This window comes from Rhodoferax ferrireducens (assembly GCF_003347515.1).
GTDB lineage: Bacteria > Pseudomonadota > Gammaproteobacteria > Burkholderiales > Burkholderiaceae_C > Rhodoferax.
Map to the genome: position 1 here is coordinate 1 of NZ_QEII01000252.1, position 865 is coordinate 865.

The following is an 865-nucleotide window of genomic DNA, read 5'->3' on the forward strand; positions in this document are numbered from 1 at the left end:
TAGGCTGCGTAATCATCACAGACCAGCGTACCTTTCCAGCCGCCTTGTTCGGTGTTGGTGCCCAGGAACGTGCGGGCATGCTCACCGGCGCGAGACTCACAAAAATCGTAAACCACGGCTTTCAAGTCCTCGAAGGCCCCAGGCGCATAGGCCCACAGGTAAGCTCGGTGCGTTTTCTTGTTGCCCGGCTTGAGCATCGCCACCGGTGTCTCGTCGGCATGCAAAACTGCATGACTGAGGATTTCGTGTTTCAGCGCATCAACCAACGGCTGCAACTGCACGCCGCACACGCCCACCCACTGCGCCAGGGTCGAGCGTGGCAATGCCATGCCGGCACGGGCAAAGATGCCTTCCTGGCGATACAGCGGCAGATGATCGGCGTATTTGGCCACCAGCACCTGGGCCAGCAGGCCCGCCGTGGGGATGCCTTTGTCGATGATCTGGGCCGGCACTGGCGCCTGAGTCAGGGTCTGGCATTTGGCACACGCCCATTTGCCGCGAATGTGGCGCTCCACCGTGAACAGGCCTGGCGTGTAATCGAGCTTCTCGCTGACGTCTTCTCCGATGCGCTTCAAGGTGCAGCCGCAGCCCGGTGTGGAGCAGGTCGTGGCATCGAGTTCATGGTGGAATTCCACGCGCGGCAGATCTGCTGGCAGCGGGGCGCGTTTGGGCTGCTTGGGGGCGTCGGCGTTTGTCTTTGAACTGGGGGCGAGCTGTTCAAGCTCTTCTTCAATGGCCGCGATGTCGGCATCGATGGTTTCGTCGAGCAGGCTGATCTGGCCCGCATCGAGCTGCTCGCGACTGCGACCGAACTTCCAGCGTTTGAGGACCGCCATCTCGTGCGTGAGCTGGTCAATCTTGGTTT

At 61.3% G+C, this 865-nt stretch carries 1 protein-coding gene; it reads right to left on the bottom strand.

Translation table 11 applies throughout. The features are described 5' to 3' along the window. The coding region (gene tnpC / locus C5P05_RS08385; RefSeq protein ID WP_114969397.1) for an IS66 family transposase at positions 1–865 on the bottom strand (865 nt) is incomplete at both ends.